13 protein-coding genes are annotated in these 16686 nt (G+C 42.9%); all 13 read right to left on the bottom strand.

Annotation, left to right across the window (positions count from 1 at the left end):
• A partial coding sequence (locus tag E7204_RS01120) for a subtype B tannase (protein ID WP_295180761.1) occupies positions 1 to 720 on the bottom strand: 720 nt, incomplete at its 3' end.
• Positions 721 to 864: 144 nt separating this feature from the next.
• A complete protein-coding gene (locus E7204_RS01115) occupies positions 865 to 1440 on the bottom strand; it encodes a hypothetical protein (protein ID WP_295180759.1) in 576 nt (191 codons plus the stop codon).
• A gap of 268 nt (positions 1441 to 1708) precedes the next feature.
• Entirely contained in the window at positions 1709 to 2284 is a 576-nt protein-coding gene (locus E7204_RS01110) for a hypothetical protein (protein ID WP_295180757.1), read from the bottom strand.
• Between the two features lie 197 nt (positions 2285 to 2481).
• Positions 2482 to 3321, bottom strand: a complete 840-nt coding sequence (locus E7204_RS01105; RefSeq protein WP_295180755.1) for an HAD family hydrolase — start codon at positions 3319 to 3321, stop codon at positions 2482 to 2484.
• A gap of 273 nt (positions 3322 to 3594) precedes the next feature.
• The gene (locus E7204_RS01100; protein WP_295180753.1) at positions 3595 to 3966 is read right to left on the bottom strand and encodes a hypothetical protein; all 372 of its coding nucleotides are present in this window, start codon (positions 3964 to 3966) and stop codon (positions 3595 to 3597) included.
• A gap of 61 nt (positions 3967 to 4027) precedes the next feature.
• Positions 4028 to 5470 carry an Asp-tRNA(Asn)/Glu-tRNA(Gln) amidotransferase subunit GatB gene (gene gatB / locus E7204_RS01095; protein WP_295180751.1) on the bottom strand — a complete coding sequence of 481 codons (1443 nt, stop codon included), beginning with the start codon at positions 5468 to 5470 and terminating at the stop codon, positions 4028 to 4030.
• Complete coding sequence (gene gatA, locus E7204_RS01090; protein ID WP_295180749.1) at positions 5467 to 6924, bottom strand: Asp-tRNA(Asn)/Glu-tRNA(Gln) amidotransferase subunit GatA; 1458 nt, start codon at positions 6922 to 6924, stop codon at positions 5467 to 5469. Before gatA ends, gatB begins: the two co-directional genes overlap by 4 nt.
• 11 nt (positions 6925 to 6935) lie before the next feature.
• The gene (gatC, locus tag E7204_RS01085) at positions 6936 to 7226 is read right to left on the bottom strand and encodes an Asp-tRNA(Asn)/Glu-tRNA(Gln) amidotransferase subunit GatC (protein ID WP_295180747.1); all 291 of its coding nucleotides are present in this window, start codon (positions 7224 to 7226) and stop codon (positions 6936 to 6938) included.
• 162 nt (positions 7227 to 7388) lie between these two features.
• Positions 7389 to 9413 (bottom strand): NAD-dependent DNA ligase LigA, encoded by a 2025-nt coding sequence (gene ligA, locus E7204_RS01080; protein WP_295180763.1) that lies wholly within the window; start codon positions 9411 to 9413, stop codon positions 7389 to 7391.
• 77 nt (positions 9414 to 9490) lie between these two features.
• Positions 9491 to 11686 (bottom strand): DNA helicase PcrA, encoded by a 2196-nt coding sequence (gene pcrA / locus E7204_RS01075; RefSeq protein ID WP_295180745.1) that lies wholly within the window; start codon positions 11684 to 11686, stop codon positions 9491 to 9493.
• 90 nt (positions 11687 to 11776) lie between these two features.
• Positions 11777 to 13054 (bottom strand): manganese-dependent inorganic pyrophosphatase, encoded by a 1278-nt coding sequence (locus E7204_RS01070; protein WP_295180743.1) that lies wholly within the window; start codon positions 13052 to 13054, stop codon positions 11777 to 11779.
• 223 nt (positions 13055 to 13277) lie between these two features.
• Positions 13278 to 14660, bottom strand: coding sequence for a C4-dicarboxylate transporter DcuC (dcuC, locus tag E7204_RS01065; RefSeq protein ID WP_295180741.1), 1383 nt, complete (start codon positions 14658 to 14660; stop codon positions 13278 to 13280).
• 336 nt (positions 14661 to 14996) lie between these two features.
• On the bottom strand, positions 14997 to 16686 hold a 1690-nt coding region (locus E7204_RS01060), incomplete at its 5' end, for an efflux RND transporter permease subunit (protein WP_295180740.1).

Raw genomic sequence — 16686 nt, 5'->3', positions numbered from 1 at the left:
GGTAATCGGACAATACGCCGATACGGCAAAAATATCGGTTCGCGCATCGGCTGCCCCAACCTCTTGTAAATACGGAGCATAATCCGATTCATTACCGGTAGCCCCTAGCAACAAGGATAAGGCTCCACCGGCACTGGTGCCGTTAGAAATAATTTTATTCGCATCACCGGGCATGATTTTATCATTCTTATGTAAATAGGCCACAGCTGCCTTTAAATCCACAATAGCGGCCGGAGCTTTACCATAATAGACACCTTCTGCCGTTTCGTTACTGCGACCGCGTGCAGCCGGTGCTGCCACAACAAGGCCACGGGATAAAGCATATAAAACAGCATTTGGTTCGCCATCTTTAGATAGGGTCGGTGTGGCTGCTTTCCCCGGACGATAGCCGCCTACGGAATTTGGCAAAAAGATAGGTGCCGATTCAGCTGTATATTTGCCATCTTTTTCATTTTGAAAATAGGCTTCCGGAATATACACATTCATTGACTGATAGGTCGTATCCACCGGATTGGCTACATACGGAATATTTTCATAAGCTCTAAAGGTAACATCCTTGCCGTCAACTGTCATGGTACGTGTTTCATAATTTTGGATTTTAAAATCCAAAGAATCAGCCGCACTTACCGAGCTTATTAATCCACCTGCCGTAAAAACTGCACCCATAAGAACCATAGTGCGTAATGCCTTTTTGTACTTTGAATGCTTTCCTATTTTCATAATTATTTCTCCTTTCAATGTAGTTTTTACATCTAACTATATCTATATTATAACTTTTATTTGTATTGATTGTAATTATAGATTGGAAAAATAGGAGAAATATGAAATAAAAATATCATCTTCAAGCGTGAAATTTAGTTCTCGTCATCCGGCAATAAATTTAATAAAGTTGCCTTTAGCATCAAATTCTGTTGAATAGGATTCTTTAGAGCCATCAATTAGAATGTAGGCTTTATATGCGTGATTGCCAGCATAATAGATATATCCCACTGATTTTTCAACTTTACCGTTTTCAATAGATTTCGCTTTTTCCTCAGCCACTTTATACATCTCAGGGATTTTACTGTAGTCGATGGCATCGATTGGCATAAGATTATCTTTCACAGTAAGACCGTCGGGAATGAACGCCGCTCCTGCATTCTGCCACTTGCCATTCATATAAATATATTTGTCAACTTTATCAGTGGTACCGGGAACCAAAATATCAATACTAATTGTATTTCCATACTCTTCTGTATCCGAAACCACTACATTGTTGAACACCTTAATTTCTTTTCCCTTAAATTCCGATTGTTCTTTTAATTCGGTAATAATCTTAGCCGCTAAGCCCGGTTCAGTGATTATACTTTTTTTACCACCACCGGTGTCACTGTCACCACCACAGCCTAAAACAGCCAATACAGTGATAATCATGAAAATAATCCCCAATAACCTTTTCATAATACCCCTCCCATATGTAAAACTAAATAACACTAATGACTTTCCCAATAGGAAATTTCATGCAAACATACGATATGGTTAGTAAACTATACAATCTTAAAAGATAAAAAAACTATTGCCGAGTCGAACACAATCTAAAATTAGAAATTCTCCAACGACAATAGTTTTAACGTTAAATCTTACTGTTTACAATAGCAGTAGCGTCTCAAAATTATTAAATACCAGCTTATTCACTTATTACTTGTATAAAACTAGCGACTAATAATTACTATTCTTTTTTCATTTCAATGAGATTGCCTTTAGAGTCAAAAATGGCTTCGAACTTTTCTCTGGCTCCTTCAATTCTAAGATGAGCAACATATTTACGTTCATTAATATTAAAAATGTAAATCAGCTGTTCATCTACTTTACCGCCTTCAATCTCTTTAGCCTTATCTTGGGCTATTTTATACATATCGGGAATCTTGCTGTAATCGATAGCATCTAATGGCATAACATTGTCTTTCATGTCACCGTCACCCGAAATCTGAACAGGTTGTGGAGCAGCCCATTTACCATTCTGATACACATAGTTATCAACTTTATCATTAGTGTCAGGAACAAGGATATTAATATCGATGCGGCTTCCTACACCCTTAAGATCGCTAACCAGTACATTTTGAAATACCTGAATATCTTTCCCCTTTAATGCAGGTGTTTCTTTTAATTCGGAAATAGCCTTAGCCGCCAACCCCGGTTCTGTAAAAATACTTTTCCCGGAACCGCCGGTAATACTGTCAGTACCGCATCCCAGAACAGCCAAGACGGTAATAAACATCAAAACAATACCCCATATTCGTTTCATAATACCCCTCCCTAAATATAAACACGACACTACTTACTATTTTAATATTACAATACTTTTCAATTTTTTACTACACATGTATAACAAAAAGATATGCTTGTTATGATTTTTATCGATATATCAATGCAGTAGACTCAACCTACCATTCTTCTTCCTCGTCTTCATCTTCACGATAATACAGAATCTCGTCTACAATATTACATTCTCTGCAATGTTTCAACCGCTTTTACTTTATCAATAATAGTCTTTACTATATTTTCCAACCGACTATCTTCTTCGTAATTAGCCGGCACGATAAAATTAACGCGATTATCTTTAATCAGATTTTTGGCAGATTCAAGACCCTTCTCCTGTTCCGGATTATATACGGCAATGGCTTGCCCGCCGTTGACCTTAACGAGTTTCATACAAGGCACGTCGGTGAGTCCGTCACCAATATAGATCATGTTACTGAATGGTACTCGTCGTTCCACTTCCGGCGTATACTGATTCAGCTCTTTATCACTACTCGTAGTAATATCCAATACGCCTTTATTGATGCGGAATAAAAATTGCGTTTTCGCCGTGTAATTTACGGCAATTTTAGGCCATTCGATAAGGCCGTTATAGTCATATTTAAATTCGCAGGCATATATTTTTTTAAAAAACTTCGCAATCTCACTACCGTCGATAATTTCTTTCACGCCGGACGATACAATATAATGCTCTATTTGTACGCCGTTTGACTCACCGTAAGCACTGATGCGATCGAACCAAGAAATTACGCCGGGGAAATATTCAATGCCTTCCCCTAATTTATTTAACGTTTGCCGCGTGATTGGCACTTCATGGAGCCTACTCATCTTAACCATCATGAACATATACGCCAAAATACCGTCCATACCGTCTTTATCGGTTAAACCATTAGCTTCACGCCAAAAATCCGCCGTCGTCATTCCAAGCTCCGGAATAAAACCATACTCCTGCATATCCTTAGTGCACAGCGTTTTATCAAAATCATACATCAAAGCCACAATCGGCCTTTCATTCATTTGCATATAAACTCCTTTCATACCGTGCCCCATCCACTCCCCCTAGTATATGGGCGCCGCTTGCAAATCGGGACCGCGCCGCTTGATAATTGCTTTTAAACGTGAAAAGACTTCTCCATCAAGCTAGCCTTTCGTGCATGCACGCCCCCAACCCCCTAGTATATGAGGCGCCTCTTGGCAATTGCTTTTATATACGCGAAAAGACTTCCTTATCGCGATAAGCCAGCCTTCATGCTTGCATGCCAGATAGCGATTCGCGATAAGGAAGTCTTTATTTTCTTAAAAAAGCTTGCGCAAGAGCGCCCATATACCGACGCCTAGTCCCAACACAATAAATCCAATTAAAAATAAACCACCAAAGAAAGTTAACACACTAAAAAGAACGACTGCCAAAGCGGCCATGATTAATTTACCCTTCCAGCCGAAGGAGCTAATGGTAAACACTTTTACGCCCGGAATTGTCTGCTGAAAATAGTCATTAAATCCGCTACCGTCAGACATTTCATGTGTCTTGGCATGGTTTTCACGACGAATATCTTCTTCAGACTGCTCACGCCCGCTTTCATCTATGGTCACGCCATCAAACGCACGGCGTTCTTCTTCCGATAACACACTAGTTTGTTTAGAATCATAAGATTGTTTATCTTCCATAGCAATCTCCTGTATTTTAAATCTAAAAGTCGGCACTATTTCTTACGCTTAAAAGTTTAAATTATGCGTTCAAATGTTTCTGCAATAATTCGTTAACAACGCCCGGATTTGCACGGCCCTTGCTGAGTTTCATAACTTGGCCAACCAAGAACCCGATGGCTTTGCCTTTACCGCTCTTGAAGTCTTCAACAGACTTAGGATTATCGGCGATAACCTGTTTTACGATTTCTTCAATTGCACCGGTATCGGTAATCTGAACAAGACCTTGTTCTTCAACTATAGTTTGCGGATCTTTACCGGTTTCCCACATGGAAACGATAACTTTTTTCGCAATTTTACCGGAAATAGTGCCTTTGTTGATGAGTTCAATCATAGCGGCCAATTGAGCCGGTTTAACTTTCGCATCGGCAAAAGTAATATTGGCTTCGTTAACCATTTTGGACAAATCACCGAGCATCCAGTTAGCTGCTGTTTTAGCATCGGCACCGGCTTTAACGGCTTCATCAAGGTAATCGGCGGTTTCACGCATAGTTGTCAAAATGGAGCTGTCTTCTTCAGATAAACCGTATTCAGCTTGGAAACGAGCCATTTTTGCATCCGGTAATTCCGGTAAGGACTGGCGAGCCGCTTCAATCTGTTCATCCGTAATAACGATTGGTACCAAGTCAGGTTCAGGGAAATAACGGTAGTCGTTTTCCGCTTCTTTTTTACGCATGGACAAAGTCATGCCTTTGCTGTCATCCCAGGTGCGGGTTTCCTGAACGATAGTGCCGCCGTCTTCCAAGGTTTCAACCTGACGGATAGCTTCGTATTCAACACCTTTCTGCAACGCAGTCAAGGAGTTTATGTTTTTAATTTCAGTTTTAGTACCTAGTTTTTCTTCACCCATCAAACGAACGGAAATGTTGGCATCACAACGAAGGCTGCCTTCTTCCATACGAACATCGGAAACGTCTAAGTATTTGATGATGGAACGGATTTTTTCCACATAAGCACGGGCTTCTTCACCGGAGCGAAGATCAGGTTCCGATACGATTTCCAACAAAGGTACACCGGTACGGTTGTAGTCAACGTTGGATGAATCGGATGTGCTGATAGTATTGCCACTGTGAACCAATTTACCGGCATCTTCTTCCATGTGAATACGGGTAATGCGGATACGACGAGTTTTGCCGCCCACTTCGATATCGATATGACCGTTCAAACAGATTGGCAAATCATATTGGGATGTCTGCCAGTTTTTTGGCAAATCCGGATAGTAGTAGTTTTTACGGTCGAATTTATTGAATTGTAAAATTTCACAGTTCAAAGCTAAGCCGACGCGAATAGCATATTCAACCACTTTTTGGTTAAGTACCGGCATAACGCCCGGTAAACCTAAACATACAGGGCAAACATGTGTATTTTGGTCGCCCCCGAATTCGGTGGTACAACCACAGAAAATCTTAGATTTAGTCTTTAACTCCGTATGGACTTCGAGCCCTACGACTGTTTCATATTTCATAGTGTAACCTCCCCAATGGATGCGACTTTATTACATTCCGGACAAGCCTGTTCAAATGTGTAAGCCGTGCGGAATAAAACTTCTTCACCCATAGCCGGTGCCAATAACTGCATACCGATTGGCATACCGTTAGAAGCAAAGCCTGCAGGAATGGAAATACCCGGAATACCGGCTAAGTTAACAGGGGTGGTACAAATATCTTCCAAGTACATGGACAATGGATCATTAATCTTTTCACCGAATTTGAAAGCTGTATTTGGCGCTGTTGGAGTCAACAATACATCTACGTTTTCAAAAGCCGCATCAAATTCGTTTTTAATCAAACGACGCGCTTTCAAAGCTTTCAAATAGTAAGCATCATAATAGCCGGAGCTGAGTACATAAGTACCGAGCAAGATACGACGCTGTACTTCGGCGCCAAAGCCTTGGGAACGAGTCTTCGTGGACATTTCAACCAAGTTATCCGCCGGTACACGCAAACCGTAGCTTACGCCGTCATAACGAGCCAAGTTGGAGCTGGCTTCCGCCAAGGCGATGATATAGTAAGCGGATAAAGCATATTTAGACGTAGGCAAGCTTACTTCAACGATTTCAGCACCTAAACCTTCATAAACTTTAGCGGCTTTTTCAAGCGCTTCGCGTACTTCACTGTTAAGTCCTTCGCCAAAATATTCTTTCGGCATACCGATTTTAAGACCTTTTACGTCATTCACCAATGCTTTGGTGTAATCGGGACGTTCGCCCGGAATAGACGTGGAATCGCGATGGTCGTGACCGCTGATAGCGTTGAGCACGATGGCCGCATCAGTTACGTCGCGGGTCACAGGTCCGATTTGGTCAAGAGATGAAGCGTACGCAATGAGCCCGTAACGGGATACATTACCATAGGTTGGTTTCAAACCGACTACGCCGCAATAAGACGCCGGCTGACGCACGGATCCGCCTGTATCGGAACCCAACGCCCACACAGCACTGCCGGCCGCTACGGAAGCAGCCGCCCCGCCGGAAGAACCGCCCGGTACATAATCAGCGTTCCAAGGGTTCGTTGTTTTAGCAAATGCGGAGCTTTCGGAAGAACTGCCCATGGCAAATTCGTCCATGTTAAGTTTACCGAGGCTTACATAGTCTTCGCCGGTTAATTTTTCTACAACCGACGCATTGTATGGAGGCACGAAGTTTTCCAACATACGAGACGCACAAGTTGCCTGTTGGTCTTTAATACAAATATTATCTTTTACAGCACCGGGAATACCGGCTAACGGCGAAATCGCTTCACCGGCTGCAATTTTTTCATCAACTTTAGCTGCTACCGCTAAAGCTTGTTCGTGAGAATCCGCTAAATACGCATGTACTGTCGGTTCTGTTTTTGCTTTATGGGCAATTACGGCATTCGTTAATTCAACGGCCGATAATTCTTTGGCCACTAATTTCTGATGTAATTCATGAATGGTCACAGTGCTTCCTCCTATTCCTGTATAACGCGCGGTACTTTGAAGTAACCGTCTTCTTCTTCAGGTGCATTCTGCATTGCCAAGTCATGTGGCAACGAAGGAATCACTTCGTCCTTACGGAATACATTATGTAAAGGAACTGCATGGGCCATAGGCTCTACTCCTTCAAGGTCCAATTCTTCCAATTCAGCAACATACGATAATACGTCATTTAAGGCTTTTTCTACAGTGCCCATATTTTCTTCGCTAATTTCCAAACGAGATAATAAAGCAATTTTTTTTATTTCTTCCCGATCAATTTTCATGCGTACACATCCTTTCCATTTTATTATTATATCAAATTGACTATGACAATACAAAATAAGCTGACATATTGTCTGCTTTAAAACTCGTTATAGTCAATCTGTGTTTTATTCAAAAGGTCGCATTTGTGATTAGTCTATATTTACTTCTAAAAAGACTATTATTTATTGCCAATCTTTGATTAATTCTAAAAACTCCGCTTCGTCCATAACGCGAATGCCCAAAGATTCCGCTTTGGTAAGCTTACTGCCTGCTTCAGCGCCGGCGATAACGATGGTCGTCTTCTTACTTACGGAGCCAGTAATCTTAGCGCCGTGAGCCGCCAAGAGTTCGCCCGCTTCTTTACGCCCCATGCTTTCAAGTGTTCCTGTCAAAACAATAGTTTCCCCTTCCAGTTCGGTGCCGCTCGGTTCCACCTGTTCTTCCGCCATCACAACGCCCGCTTCGCGAAGGGCTGCAATGAGTTCCAAATTGTATGGTTCTTTGAAATAAGCCACCAAGCTGTCAGCCATGGTCGGTCCGATTTCACTGACCGCCGTTAATGTTTCAACCGTAGCCGCCTGCAAGGCTTCCATAGTGGGGAAATGCTCCGCAATAGTACGGCCCGCTTTGGCACCGATAAGACGAATACCCAACGCAAAGAGCAAACGACCAAGACCGCGTGTTTTGGAGTCTGCAATGGCTTTTAAAAGGTTTTGTGCCGATTTTTTACCCATGCGCTCCATCGTAACCAATTGTTCTTCCGTTAAGCTGTACAAATCGGCTACGGTAGCAATTAACTTATAGGCAATGAGACTTTCAATAATGCTCGGTCCCAAGCCGTCAATATTCATGGCATCACGGGAGGCAAAGTGAATAATCTTTTCTTTTTCCACGGCCGGACAATGGGGATTGCTGCAACGTACGGCTACTTCACCGGGTTGACGTACGGTTGGTGAATCACAAATCGGGCAATGTGTCGGCATGCTGAATTCACGTTCCGCACCGGTGCGTTTTTCCGGCAAGGATTTAATAACTTCCGGAATAATTTCCGCCGCTTTATGAATCATTACATGGTCGCCGATGCGAATATCTTTATCTTTGATGAAATCTTCGTTATGAAGGGTGGCACGCGCCACATTAGTGCCTGATACGAATACCGGTTCCAATTCGGCAGTCGGTGTCAAAACGCCGGTACGGCCGATGTTGATGGTAATGTCTTTGACGATAGTTTCCACTTCTTCCGGTGGATATTTGAAAGCCGTAGCCCAACGAGGGTCCTTAACGGTAGTCCCCAATTGTTCCTGATCTTCAAAAGCATTCACTTTGATTACCATACCGTCCGTATCATAAGCCAATTCATGACGAGCCGTATCCCAATAAGCAATACGCTCAATCACTTCATCAATGGTTTGGCACACTTTATAATTTGGATTTACATGGAAATGATACTCTGCCAAACGTTTCAAGAGTTCACTTTGAGAGTGAATATCGGAGCCTTCCGAAGAACCGACAGCATAGGCGAAGAAGTCGAGATTACGACTGGCTGTAATGGCCGGATCTAACTGACGAAGTGATCCGGCTGCGGCATTACGGGGATTTACAAAGGTCGGGAGCCCCGCCGCTTCGCGTTCTTCGTTAATGCGTTGGAATTCCTTATGAGGCATGTATACTTCGCCGCGAATTTCAATATAAGGCGGAGCGTTTTCAATCCAAAGCGGTACCGATTGGATGGTACGCACATTATTTGTTACATCTTCACCGACACGGCCGTCACCACGCGTTACAGCTCTTACGAGAACGCCGTTTTCATAGTGAAGATTACAAGCCAAACCGTCGATTTTAAGCTCAATTACATATTCAGGTCGATGCCCGAGATCGCGTTCGGTGCGCTCTGCAAACGTACGCACTTCAGCATCACTGAACACATTGCCGAGACTCAACATAGGTCGTCCGTGAACGACTTTCGGAAAATCCCCTTCAATCTTGGCTCCCACACGCTGAGTTGGCGAATAGGAAGTAACAAACTCGGGATGAGCCGTTTCTAAATCGAGTAATTCCCGATAGAGTTTATCATACTCATAGTCTTCCATTTCCGGCGCATCTTTTACATAGTACAAATAACCGGCATGAGCCAATAATTGTTGCAAAGCATGTGCTTTTGCTTCTTCCGTAGCGGCACCGGCTACGGCTGCTCTTAATTCTTTCATTGTGGGCATGATTTTTCTCCTACATCATGTAGCTTAATACAATCTATTTGCTTTTAAAGCGTTATTTATTAACCCAATTATTTTTCAAGACGTTTAACCGGCGCGAATTGAGCCATAATCAAACGGACCCCTTGCGTCGGAAAATCTATTTTTAACTTCAAGCCGGAACCGGACCCCTGAAGTTCGATAACCTTGCCATTTCCCCATTTGGAGTGAACCGCTGTATCGCCCACTTGCCAGTTCTCCACTACAGGATTGCGCAGAGTAGGCTTTGTTACAGGACGAGACATGACGGATAAATGAGACGGCACATGACGCTGAATATCTTCACGCACCTTGCGTTTAGGCCGTAATTCTTCAATCAAGCCTTCCGGAATTTCTTTTAAGAAGCGTGACGGTAAATAACCGTTAGTGCGCCCGAATACGGTACGAGTCGTTGCATTTAAGAGGTAAAGCTCTTTTTCGGCCCGAGTAATACCTACATAGCAAAGACGTCGCTCTTCTTCGATTTCTTCCGGATTCATAAGGGTGCGGCTATGTGGGAATAAACCTTCTTCCATACCGGCCAGGAACACGATTGGGAATTCCAAGCCTTTGGCGGAGTGAAGGGTCATCAAGGTTACTTTCGAATCAGCCTGTTCATAACTATCCACATCATTTACAAGCGCTACTTGTTCCAAGAAGTCTTGCACCGTGCCGGTTGGGTTTTCATCTAAGAATACTTTAGCTACGGATAACAATTCACCGATGTTTTCTACGCGCGCTTCGTCTTGCGGATCCGTGCTGTCTTCCAATTCTTTGAGATAACCGGTTTTTTCCAAAATCGATTCCAAAATCTGCAATACATTATGGTTATCCATCATGGCAACTAAGGTAAAAATCAAAATACCGAATTCTTCCAGTTTTTCCTTCGTTTTTCCCTTAATTGTGGGAATATTGCTTAACATAGTCAAACTCATAAATAAGGAGTTACCCGTTTCACGAGCATAATCCTGCAACTTAGCAACTGTCGTAGCACCGATGCTGCGTTTTGGCACGTTGATAATACGCATGAGGCTCAAATCGTCAAAAGGATTAAAGAGTACCTTTAAATAGGCCAACACGTCTTTAATTTCTTTACGGTCATAGAACTTCGTGCCCCCTACCATTACGTATGGAACGCCCCGTTTAATGAGTCCTTCTTCAAGGGCACGGGACTGCGCATTGGTACGGTATAAAATAGCCATGTTGCCATACGGTACTTCGTGAATATCGTGCTGTTTAGCAATGGTTTCACTGATAAAAGCCGCTTCTTCCTGCTCCGATTGGGCTTCGAAATGGCGAATCTTCGGCCCCATGTCTTTATCCGTCCAAAGGACTTTATCGGGACGCCCTTCGTTGTTGTCGATAACAGCGTTGGCCGCTTCCAAAATTGTCTTCGTGGAACGATAGTTCTGCTCCAGTTTTATTGTTTTAGTAGCCGGATAGTCTTTTTCAAAATCAAGAATGTTCTGAATGTCCGCACCGCGCCAAGCATAAATACTCTGGTCCGCATCCCCTACAACACAAATATTTTGCCATTTGGAGGCCAATAAATGAGCCAACGTATATTGAGCATGGTTCGTATCCTGATATTCGTCAATCATGATATAGCGGAAGCGATTACTGTATTTCTGAAGAATATCTTCACGGCTCTGCAAAAGTTTAACCGCTACCATGAGCAAATCATCGAAGTCGAGAGCATTATTCTTGCGGAGTTCTTTCTCATAATATTCGTATACGTCAGCCACTTTTTGACTGTAAAAATCACGAGCTTCCATGCGAAACTCATGGGCCATCAAGAGGCGGTTCTTCGCATCGGAAATAGCACTCAGCATGGCTCCGGCCGGGAAATATTTATCATCCAGATTCAGGCTCTTCAGCGCCCCCTTAATAACGGCTTGTGAGTCCCCTGTATCATAAATCGTAAAGTTTTTGCTGTAGCCGAGGAAATTATCCAGCTCAAAGCGTAAAAACTTCGCACAAAAGGAGTGAAACGTACTGAGCCAGATACGGTCCGCCATAGAACCTACCAAATCCTCAACACGGCTTTTCATCTCTTTAGCCGCTTTATTGGTAAAGGTAATGGCTAAAATTTCATAAGGATTTACACCCTGTGATAATAAATAAGCAATGCGATACGTCAGTACACGCGTCTTACCGGATCCGGCGCCCGCTACAATCAGTAGAGGTCCTTCCGTTGTGCGTACTGCTTCTTGTTGCTCTTTATTCAAGTCGTCAAATATACTACTCATAACAGTCCTTTCTACACAGTGTAATCAGAATGAACAAAAACGTTGCAAAGGGCAACGTTTTTGTTTTACTTATATAGCTACTTAGTCGTATTATTTCATAGCTCCCAAGATTTGAGGAACGATTTGTTTTTTACGGGACAAAGTATTAGCCAAGAATACTTCCTGTTCCTTAGGTTCCTGACCGAAAGCAGCTTTAACGATAGCGTCAGCATCGCCGGCGAATAATAAGTTAGTGCTTTCTTTCAAGATATCCGTAACCATGATGTAAGATGCAGCATAATTGTTGGATGTACGCAATTCTTCCAAAGCTTTTAACAAAGCCGCTTTACGAGTCAATACCTCTTCAGCATTCATAGTAGTCAACTGACCAATGCTGATAACCTGACCGTTAGCACCGAATTCTTTCATGTCGGTACGAACAATTTGTTCGTCGCTGAAATCGGATACGTCGGCACCGGCTTTTAACATTTCAAGGCCGTACGCTTCCAAATCTACACCGGCGATAGCAGCCAATTTCTTAGCGGTTTCTACGTCTTTTGGTGTGCATGTTGGGGAACGGAACAATACAGTGTCGGAAATGATGGCGGATAAGAGTAAGCCCGCAATATGTTTAGGAATTTCCTGACCGTACTGCCAGTAGAAGTTAGCCACGATAGTGCAAGAACAACCAACCGGCTCGTAATGAATGAAAATAGGGTTTTCCGTTGTTAAACCACCGATGCGGTGATGGTCGATATTTTCAATGATTTCCGCATCTTCGATATCGTCGATAATCTGTACTTTTTCATTGTGGTCGATTAATACGACTTTTTGTTTTTCTTTAGGTGCTTCCACTTTGGAACGAACCATGCCAAAGTAAGTATCCTCTTCAACTACCGGGAACGCACCGGCATGACCGCGGTCGAATTCTTTTAATTTTAATTCAGGGGAAACCAACTGACAACCTGCTTTAGATACGATGTCGGCGGCAGTTACGGTTTTCTTATCGAGCCAAGCACCGGCTAAAGCATCGATCAAACGGCTTGGCAAAATTACGCCTACGAATTTACCGTCTTTTACAACCGGTACACGGTTCATGTCATGAGTGTTGCGCCATGCCAAAACATCTTCTAAAGTTGCAGCAGCGTCTACCGCCGGAACTTTTTCCATAACGTCTTTAATGCGTACGGCAAAGCTTGTTACGATTTCAGGATGTTCTACTTTGAAATAATCAAGCACGAAGGAAGTTTCCTTATTTGCTTTACCGGCACAAATAGCTTTGGCAGGCATGCCCATTTGTGTTTTTAAATTGGCATAACCTAAAGCGGAACAAAAAGAATCTGTGTCAGGGCTCTTATGGCCGGTTACTAAAATAACATTTTCACTCATGTATATCACCTCATAAAAAAATTAGAATTAACGAAGTTAATTTATCTTATTCATTATACCATAAATTGCCCGTCTGCAGTATGAGTAAATAAGCATTATAGCATGCTTTTTACAAACAAATATCTCCATCCGACACAATAGCGGATGGAGATATGAAGTAGCATTTTAAATTTTTAAAAAGCTATATAAAAACTATACAGGTCTTTCAATCACAAAATGTTGATTATAAGAACATTACAAAGTTTGCCACAACGAGCGTTATACCTGCGCCAATCATCGGAATAGCCGTACGTTTAACCAAATCAAACGGTGAAATACCAGCCATACCGGCGGCTACTACGATTACAGCCGTAATCGGCGAAATGGTACGGAACGCACTGGCGATAAAATGCATCGGTAAAATCATGAGCGCTGCCGACACACCGGTAGATGCCGCAATGGATGGTACCAAGTTGGCAAAGGCGAAGAACGGCGCATTACCCGAGCCCATAACAATTGACGAAATACCGATGATGGATACCATCACGAGAGTGATACCGATACCGCCGAACCCGGATGTTTTGGCCCAGTTGATGAGTGCATCAATTGTGCCGATAGCCATAAGGCCTTTAGCAAAGAGTTCACCGGCTACGATAAGGCTGACTACGTTTGCCATTTGGCGACCCATGCCGTCAAAATAAACCTGCAAATCAGCCAGCGTAGACTTACCGTCAAAGGTACGCAAATATTGGAAAATCATACCCACAGTCGTACCGATTAACATAGCCATGATGATGTTCATTTTAATCCAAGAAATCCAGAGGCTGGAGAAAGATAAAATTAAAGCTAGCGGAATAATCGGTAAAATCGCATAGTATAAAGGCGCTTTTACTTCTTTTAAGTCTTCATTGGTCATTTTTTCTTCGTGTACCACAGCGTCCTGAGCCACTACAATATGACCATCTCGTTTATCCATGTATTTTTGAACAACATAATGAAGTACTGCAACTACCGGGAATACCCAAAGAGCTACCGGCACTTGGTAGGAATGCCAGTACGTTACAGGATCGATGCCCGCCAGTTCAGCGGCAAAGATTGTCCCTGTATCACTTGGACTCCAGTCGAGACAAAGAGTCGTTGCAATGGCCGCCGTTGCGGACAACTTACTTACGCCTAACGCAATTAATACAGGATACATAGTAACCATTAATAACATGGCCAAACCGGACGCACTGTTAATAGCAAGACCGATAATCATCCCTACTACCCAACAAGCGCTGAGTACTAAATACGGGGATTTTAATTTTTTAAGCGGTTTAATAGTCAAGGTAACTAACGCACGGGATGCACCAATATGGTCCATGTAACGGGCAAAACCCGCTACCGCCATAATATTAAGGCCTAATTTAGCGGCGCGTTCACTGAATAAAATGCGAATGAGTTCATAAATATCAAAAATAAAGTTACCCGTTTGTTGTTTAGCACCAAGAATTGTGCCGTAGCCCATTAAATAGGCCAATGCCAAAAGCACCATACCGCCTATGAATAAAACAGCCTGTGCCTTGTACCTTTTGAATACCAAGGTACCAATCCAGAGAATGACAATCACCGAAATAATAATATTCACTTACTTACCTCCTCACTACTACTACGAACACCTACGGTCATCCTCCAATAACCGTTTACACAACCCGGCGACTCTTACTGAATAAGTTAACACTTAAAAACTTGAGTCGGCCCACTCACAAGTTAAGCATCGCCTCCTACCTTTACACATCTGTGCACTTTTAATTAACAACATTATATCATGTATTCTTTCATTTAAGTTATACATAATATGCAACAATCGAATTATATATAAAAAGCGAGTACACTCAAAAGAGCATACTCGCTTAATATTTTACAGGTCTTTCACTTCAAAGCTTACACTAGGGCAAGTTTCGAGAGTTCATAGACTTAGGTATTAATGTTTTTTGTTTTTACCGGCACCGATATTTTCAATTAAGATGAACAACATCGGGATAACGAAGATACCGAATAAGGTAGCAGATGTCATACCGGCTACTACGGTGATACCCATGGATACACGAGCACCTGCACCGGCGCCGCTGGAAATGGCGAGCGGAATACAACCTAAGATGAACGCTAAGGACGTCATCAAGATAGGACGTAAACGAATCTTCGCCGCTTCAATAGCCGCATCCACAAAGCGCATACCACGCTCATCAACACGTATTTTAGCATATTCGATAATAAGAATCGCATTCTTCGCCGCCAAGCCGACCAAGGTCAACAAACCAATCTGTAAGTAAATATCATTGGTTAAGCTGTAAGCCCCGGTCAAGTTTAATAACCAAGGAATCAATGCAGCCCCTACGATACCGGATGGTACGGAGAACAATACGGCAAACGGTACTTTCCAGGATTCATACAAAGCGGCCAATACGAGGAATACGAAGATAATCCCCATGCCTAAGATAAGAATCGTCTGGGAGCCGGCTTTAACTTCTTCACGGCTTTGATCGGCCCAGTCGTAATCATAGCCCTGTGGCAAGCTCTTAGCTGCTTCTTCAAGAGCGGCAATGGCATCACCGGAACTGTAACCGCTTGCTTCGGAACCACCGATTTTAACAGCCGGATAGTTGTTAAAACGAGTAATCGTCGAAGCCGATGTTGTGGATACAGCTTTAACATAGTTAGCTACCGGATACAAAGTACCACTGCTGTTAGCTACATAGATATTGTTGTTATTTTCCGGTGAAACACGGTAATCCTGGCTGGCTTGAATTACAACCTTATAAGTCTTACCGAACTGGTTAAAGTCATTAACCTGGATAGAACCGTAATAACCTTGCAAGGTCGTAAAGATATCAGACACACTCACACCATCTTGAGCCGCTTTATCACGGTTAATATCAAAATTATAAGTAGGTGTGCTATCAGTAAAGGTTGTATAAATGGAGCCGAATACCGGTTGTTTACGAGCTTCACCTAAGAAGTCATTAACAACTTGTGCCATTTCGGCTGTGGAATCCCCTGCTTTATTGATGATATACATGGAGAAACCGCCGGAGTTACCCAAACCAGGAATTGGTGGTGGGTTCAACGGTAAAATGGTCGCTTCCGGAACGGTAGCGGCATAGCCCATCAATTTACCGATTTTGCTATTTACATCCTGACCGGCCCCTTTACGCTGGCTCCAATCAGATAAAGTAGCAAACATCAAACCACCGCTGGATTTTTGAGCACTGGCCAAAATATCGAAGCCCGCAATACCGGCCTTGTCGACAATATCCGAATCTTCATTCATGAAGCCCTGTACTTTATCGAGCACGGCAATCGTACGGGATAAAGTAGCCCCTTCCGGCAAGTTAACGGCTACCATGTAGTAACCATTATCTTCCGGTGGTACGAAAGCGGATGGCAATACGCGGAATACGCCTGCAGAAACCAAAGCAAATGCTAATAAAGCGGCTACAGTGATCCATAAATGTTTAGCCAAGCGTGCTAATTGATACCCGTACCAATCACTAAAGCGTTCCAATGCATCATTGAATTTATTAAGCCCACGATGTAACAAGTTTTCATGTTCCTGCGGTACATGTGGTTTTAACATCATGGAACAAAGTGCCGGCGTCAAGGTTAACGCTACG

It is taken from the genome of Veillonella sp. (genome assembly GCF_015058545.1).
GTDB lineage: Bacteria > Bacillota > Negativicutes > Veillonellales > Veillonellaceae > Veillonella_A.
This window is presented reverse-complemented; position numbering and strand designations above follow the sequence as displayed.